This window comes from Sphingobium sp. (genome assembly GCF_035511395.1).
GTDB lineage: Bacteria > Pseudomonadota > Alphaproteobacteria > Sphingomonadales > Sphingomonadaceae > Sphingobium.
In genome coordinates, this window is sequence record NZ_DATKFP010000254.1 from 1 (window position 1) to 5,873 (window position 5,873).

The 5,873-nt window shown below is 64.0% G+C and carries 7 protein-coding genes and 1 pseudogene; 6 read left to right on the forward strand and 2 right to left on the reverse strand.

All coding sequences use genetic code 11. The annotated features are described in order from the left end of the window. Both VMR39_RS18095 and VMR39_RS18100 read left to right on the forward strand, forming a co-directional pair. The coding region (locus VMR39_RS18095; RefSeq protein WP_325417645.1) for a hypothetical protein at window positions 1–459 on the forward strand (459 nt) is incomplete at its 5' end. A gap of 85 nt (window positions 460–544) precedes the next feature. Beyond that, window positions 545–1,153: an NADPH-dependent FMN reductase gene (locus VMR39_RS18100; RefSeq protein WP_325417647.1), complete on the forward strand. Its 609-nt coding sequence runs from the start codon at window positions 545–547 to the stop codon at window positions 1,151–1,153. A 106-nt stretch (window positions 1,154–1,259) separates the two neighbouring features. Here VMR39_RS18100 and VMR39_RS18105 read toward each other — a convergent pair whose 3' ends face one another. Continuing rightward, complete coding sequence (locus VMR39_RS18105) at window positions 1,260–2,474, reverse strand: acyl-CoA dehydrogenase family protein (RefSeq protein ID WP_325417649.1); 1,215 nt, start codon at window positions 2,472–2,474, stop codon at window positions 1,260–1,262. 179 nt (window positions 2,475–2,653) lie between these two features. Further along, window positions 2,654–3,358 (reverse strand): glutathione S-transferase family protein, encoded by a 705-nt coding sequence (locus VMR39_RS18110; protein WP_325417651.1) that lies wholly within the window; start codon window positions 3,356–3,358, stop codon window positions 2,654–2,656. Window positions 3,359–3,476: 118 nt separating this feature from the next. Here VMR39_RS18110 and VMR39_RS18115 point away from each other — a divergent pair, with 118 nt between their 5' ends. From VMR39_RS18115 to VMR39_RS18130, 4 genes and pseudogenes are all read left to right on the forward strand, one after another. Further along, on the forward strand, window positions 3,477–4,253 hold the full coding sequence (locus tag VMR39_RS18115; RefSeq protein WP_325417653.1) for an enoyl-CoA hydratase/isomerase family protein: 777 nt from the start codon (window positions 3,477–3,479) through the stop codon (window positions 4,251–4,253). Window positions 4,254–4,281: 28 nt separating this feature from the next. Further along, window positions 4,282–4,734 carry a MaoC family dehydratase gene (locus VMR39_RS18120; RefSeq protein ID WP_325417655.1) on the forward strand — a complete coding sequence of 151 codons (453 nt, stop codon included), beginning with the start codon at window positions 4,282–4,284 and terminating at the stop codon, window positions 4,732–4,734. Beyond that, window positions 4,731–5,624, forward strand: a complete 894-nt coding sequence (locus tag VMR39_RS18125) for a CoA ester lyase (RefSeq protein WP_325417657.1) — start codon at window positions 4,731–4,733, stop codon at window positions 5,622–5,624. The genes VMR39_RS18120 and VMR39_RS18125 overlap by 4 nt, the downstream gene beginning before the upstream one ends. Then, window positions 5,614–5,873 (forward strand): annotated as a pseudogene (locus tag VMR39_RS18130) (coniferyl aldehyde dehydrogenase); the annotation flags it as partial. The gene VMR39_RS18125 and the pseudogene VMR39_RS18130, both read left to right, overlap by 11 nt.

Consider the following 5,873-nt stretch of genomic DNA (forward strand, 5'->3'; position numbering starts at 1 on the left):
CGCAAGGCCTTCGGGCTCAAGCAGGAGTTCGCCACGGCCACCAAGGATCCCAGCAGTCCGATCGGTCTCCATTATTTCGATGTGATCCGTTATGATGGCGGCAAGTCCTGGCCCGGCCGCGGGCAACTGCGCGAGGGCAAGCCTGCCGAGTATACCGACGTCGAATATGCGCGTGAGGCGGCGCCGATCCTGCTCGGTGGCGACTATGAATATGACGAATGGGGCATGATGCAGTGGATCTGGAAGGCGGTCCACAAGGCCGATTTCCTCGGCATGCCGGCGGCCGGCAAATCGACCGTGACCCGCGGCACCACCTTCCATCTCTATCGCGATCGCAAGATCGTGCGCGACGCGACGATGTGGGATTTCCGCCACGTCGCGGTCCAGCTGGGTGTCGTGCCGCCACCCCAGATGTTCTGGAAGAATCCCAAGACCAAGGCGCCGGCGCGTAAGCGCTAGTCCCATAGCGCTCGGTCTTAACAACACGACGCCAGGGGAGCGACCCGCGTGGAGCGGGTGTGCGTCGAAGCCAAACGGAGAATGAATGCCTGATACCAGCCCCCGTCAGCCCGTGATCATCGGCATCGGGGGCACGGCCGCCGCCGGGTCATCGACCGAGCAGGCACTGGCACTGGCATTGGCATCGGCCGAACGGCAAGGTGCACAGACCCGCCTGTTTGGCAGTGCCCATCTTCTTGCCTTGCCGCACTATCTGTCTCCGGGAACCGGTCAGTCGCCGGAAGGACAAGAGTTGGTGGCAGCAATCAGAGCCGCGGATGGCGTGATCATCGCCAGCCCGGGCTATCATGGCTCGATCTCGGGGCTGGTGAAGAACGCGATCGATTTCATTGAGGAAACTGCCAAGGATCCTCGCGTGTATCTCGACGGCGTGCCGGTCGGACTCATCGCGACTGCCTATGGCTGGCAGGCGACCGGATCGACGCTCGCCACGCTGCGAGCCATCGTGCACGCTCTTCGTGGCTGGCCGACGCCGCTCGGCGCTGCAATCAACAGTTCGGGCGGCATCTTTCGGGACGGGGCTTGCTCGGATGAGGCCGCTGCCGGTCAGCTGGAACTCGTCGGGCGGCAGGTCAGTTATTTCGCACGGCTGCGCCTGGGTGATCCCGATCTGGTAGAGACCGAGCGGGTCTGATCGATCGGCGCTTTCTGACGCCGCAAGTTTAACACCCTAAAAAAGTAGCTCCGCCGCCACCGGACGAACCAGTGGTGGCAGAGCGAGGGGGAGAGTGAGAAGGGGCTCAGCCCAGCACGCCAAGCTGCGACTTGCCGAGAAGTTCGTAGACAGCATCGCCCGACAAGGGGTGGTAGATACCTGCCCGCGCATCGCGAAAGGCCCGCTCGAGCGGACCGCCCCGGCGGATCGCGCCGCCACCGGTCAGGCGCATCGCGATATCCGTGACTTTCACCGCCGCCTCGGTCGCGGCGATTTTCGCGATCGACAGCCGGGCCGGGCGTTCGGTTGCGCTCCAGGCGGCATCGCCGCCTGCCGCCATGATCGCGGCCGTGCCTTGGACCACGCGCTCGGCCATCTCCAGCTCGACGAGGGCCTGGCCCAGCTGATGCTGGATATGCCCGACATCGCGGACCATGACATTGTCGCCGGACACTGTGTGCCCCAGAGACTTCTTCGCAAGCGAATCGCGGACGATACGGTAGGCGCGATCGGCAACGCCAAGATAGACGCCGGCAAAGGGGAAAGTCACCCATTCCATCTCGCCGATGAGACCCGTCCGGAAGGGGCCGCCATAGCCCTCGGCGGGTACCGGTACCTTGTCGAACACGCAGGTCTGGGTGCCCGACGCACGCATGCTGAACGTGTCCCAGGTGCGCTTGATGCTGATACCGGGCGCGGTCATCGGGACCATGAACACGGACTCGCGTGCCGCATGCTCCTTATAATCTTCGGGAATCTTGCCGTCGGCATCGGTGATTGTCGCATTGAACGTCACGATGTCCGCGCCTTCAATGAAGGTTGCCCAGTTCTTTTTGCCGCTGACCAGCCAGCCGCCATTGCCGTCGGGCACGGCGACGGTATCGGCGATCGTCGAGAAGCCCGCACGCTCCTCGCTGAAAGGGCCGGAGAGGAGCGCATCATTCTCGACGACCTCCTTGAACAGTCGGGCTCGCGCGCCCTCTTCGAGGAGATCCCGGAAGATGCCGATCATCACATGGTGCATGTTGAACGACAGAGTGATTGCCGGATCGCCGTAGGACGCCAGTTCCTTCTCGACGAGCGCGACTGTCCACAGATACGCGCCGAACCCGCCATATTTTTTTGGGACGATGAGGCGGGCGAGGCCGCTCTCCTTGTAGAGCGGTACCAGTTCGAGCGGCAGTTCGTTCTTTTCGTCCGCGGACGGTCCCAGCTCGGCGAATTTCTCGGCGAGTTTGCGCGCGCGCGCGACTAGTTCGTCACGTTCGGCCGGGGTGATCTCGATATCGTGTTTGGCCATGATGCTCTCCTTCGCTGTTGGGCCAGACCGTGGGCTAAGCAGCGCTTCGCGATCCTCGATCGTTCTGAGACGACCTTCTAATCAGATTGTGCATTTTGGCAAGTGTTTAAAGAATGCAATATCCCTCGATCTGCGGAAAACGAGAGACGGCCTTTGCGACCATCTCACCGACACCGCGCTCAGCGCAGAGCGGGGCCGCCCGTCTGCGACTCGACGCGCTCCATCCACGCAACCACCGCCGGTTGCCTGCCGACTGCAGCGAGCCCTTTACCGGACCCGGCGACACAGTCGAGCTGCGAGACGATGGCGATATCGGCGAGCGTCAGTGTGCCCGCCACCAGATAATCGGTCCCCACCAGCAGCTGTGCCAGCGCCGCAAGGTGCCGGTCCAGTTCGCTCAATATGTCGGCCTCGGTCCTGCGCGCGAGTCCCTGCTGAACGCCCTGCTTGCGCGTCAGAAAAGGGACCAGCGGCCGCGCAAGGCGGCGCATGACGGGATTATCATATTTGAGGATCTGGGTGACCCAGCGCTGGCGATCATAGGGCCAGGTGAACCGCATCGTCATCTCGAAGAAATAGAGGCTCTCGTCGGCCCAGTCCTCGAGGATATCGACCTGCGCACGCGCTTGCGGATTCTCGGGAAAGAGTGGTGGGGAAGGGGCCGCCTTGTCCAGAGCCCGGCATATGTCGCTCGAGTCGTGCAGGACCGCACCGTCCAGTTCCAGGATGGGAACCTTGCCAGCCGGCGACAGTCGCCTGAGCTTGCCGAGCTCGGCCATCGGGACATTGCGCACGCGATAGGCGAGGCCCTTATAGGCAAGCACCCGGCGCACCTTGTCGCAGAAGGGCGAAATTTCCAGCTGGTGGAGGACGATCTCCGGCATACCCGCTCCGATGCTCTTCTTCTAAACCGTGCATTGACGACATAGTTTATTGACGATAGGGTTTGCTCGAACTCAGGTCAATCCCGGACAACGGGAGCAAGCAGCAGAGAGCGATGTCATGAGCCTCGTCGAATTTCAGCAAACGGCCGATGTCGGGCGCATCATCCTCAATCGGCCCGAGGCGGGAAATTCCGTTAATCCCGCGCTGATCGCTGATCTCGGCAAGGCCGTAGACGCCGCTTGCGCGGCGCCGGTGCGAGCCATCCTGATCGAGGCGCGGGGCGCGAATTTCAGTCTCGGTGGCGACGTCCGTCATCTCGCGGCGGTCGGAGACGGCGTGGCGGCGGAGCTGCACGACATGGCGACCCGATTCCATATCGCGCAGCTGCGTCTCTGCCAGCTCCCCGTACCCATCCTTTCCGCGGTTCGCGGGAATGCGATCGGAGGCGGTTTCGGTCTCGCCTTGTCAGCCGACTTCCTCATCTGCAGCGATGGCGCCCGCTTCTCGACCGGCTATTCGCGGCTTGGCCTCAGCGCCGACGCCGGCGTCAGCTATTTCCTGACGCGCGCCATCGGCGCGCGCCGCGCCGCTGCGCTGCTGATCGATGCGCGGTTCGTGCCGGCGGACGAAGCGGTCACAATCGGGATCGCCGATCGCCAGGTGCCCGACGGCGATCTCGATGGCGCTGCGGAACAATGGGCGGCCGAACTCGCCGCGGGGCCAACATCCGCCATCGCGGCCATCAAGCGCCTGACTGACGAAGCACGCACCAACAGTCTCGCTGAGCAACTCGATCGGGAAACCGCCGAGATCACGGCATTGGCCAAGCGCCAGGACGTTATCGCCGCGGTCAGCGCTATCGCCGCCCGTGCGAAGCCCGTTTTCGAGGGCTGAAGACCATCACGAGGAATTTAGACGCATCATGGCTGGACTCTATTTCGAACAATTGCTGCCGGGCCACGCAATCGAACATGCGATCCGCCGCACGGTCACCGAAACCGACAATGTGCTGTTTACGACGATGACGATGAACCCGGCCCAGATCCATCTCGATGCCGACTATTGCGCGGGGACCGAGTTCGGCCAACCGCTGGTCAACAGCATCTTCACGCTAGGGCTGATGATCGGCCTGTCGGTGGGCGACACCACGCTGGGGACGACGGTCGCCAATCTTGGCATGACCGATGTAACATTTCCGTCCCCGGTTTTTGTTGGCGACACGATCAGGGCGCGCACCACGGTCGCCGAGGCGCGACCGAGCAAGTCGCGCGCCGACGCCGGTATCGTCACCTTCGAGCATCAGGCCTTCAACCAGAAGGACCAACTGGTGGCCCGCTGCCTGCGTGCCGCGCTCATGCTGCGAGCGCCCGTATGAGCCTGCGCTCACTCCTTTTCGTCCCCGCCGACAATGTGCGCAAGATCGCGAAGGCCGAGGCGGCCGGCGCCGATGCGCTGATCTTCGATCTTGAGGATTCGGTGGCGCCGGAGCGCAAGGCGGAGGCGCGTTCTATCCTGCGTGATTATCTCTCGCGGTTGGAGACGGATCGCAGCTGGCGTGCCTTTGTCCGGATCAACCCGCTCGACAGCGGCGAAGCGCTCGACGATGTGCTCGCGGCGGCGCACCCGTCGGTCGCGGCCATCGTTCTTCCCAAGGCGACGGGCGTCGCGGATCTGCAGCGTTGCGCGCATTATCTCGACGTCGCCGAACGTGCCGCCGGATTGGTATCGGGGAGCATCGCTATCCTGCCGGTCGTTACCGAGACCGCGGCCGCCGTCCTGCGACTGCCCGAACTTGCGTCACCGCTGCCGCGCCTCGCGGCGCTGACCTGGGGCGGGGAGGATCTCTCGACCTTCCTGGGGGCGCTCGGCAACAAAAGACCCTCGGGCGAGTGGGACGACAGTTTCAGACTTGCCCGCGCCCTGGCGTTGCTTGCGGCCGCCGCCTGCGAGGTGCCGGCCATCGACACGCTGCACGCCGATTACCGGGACGGGGAGGGACTGGCCGCAGCCTGCGCAGCGGCGCGCCATGCGGGCTTCGCCGGGAAGATCGCGATCCATCCCGAGCAGGTGCCGATCATCAACGCTGGCTTCTCGCCGCAGGCGGACGAATTGGATCATGCCCGCAAGGTCGTAGCGGCGTTCGCGAACGCCCCAGGCACCGGGACGGTGGGCCTTGACGGCCGGATGCTCGACCGGCCCCATCTCATCGCCGCCAGGCGCCTGCTGACGTCTGTCGGTGAAAAGGTATTGCTCGATGCCGACTGATCTCGAAACGCTTTTGCAGCGCCAGCGCGCGGCGTCGCGCGATCCGTCGCCGGCCACGGCGGCGATCCGGAAGGACAGGCTGCGTCGTGCGATTGACTTGCTTGTGACCCATGAGGCGGTGCTCACCGCTGCAATGGCGGAAGATTTCGGCGTTCGCGCGCAAGAGCAGTCGCAGCTCTATGACCTGGTCGCGTCGATCCAAACGCTGCGCCACGCGCTCAAGCATGTCGATGGCTGGATGAAGCACGA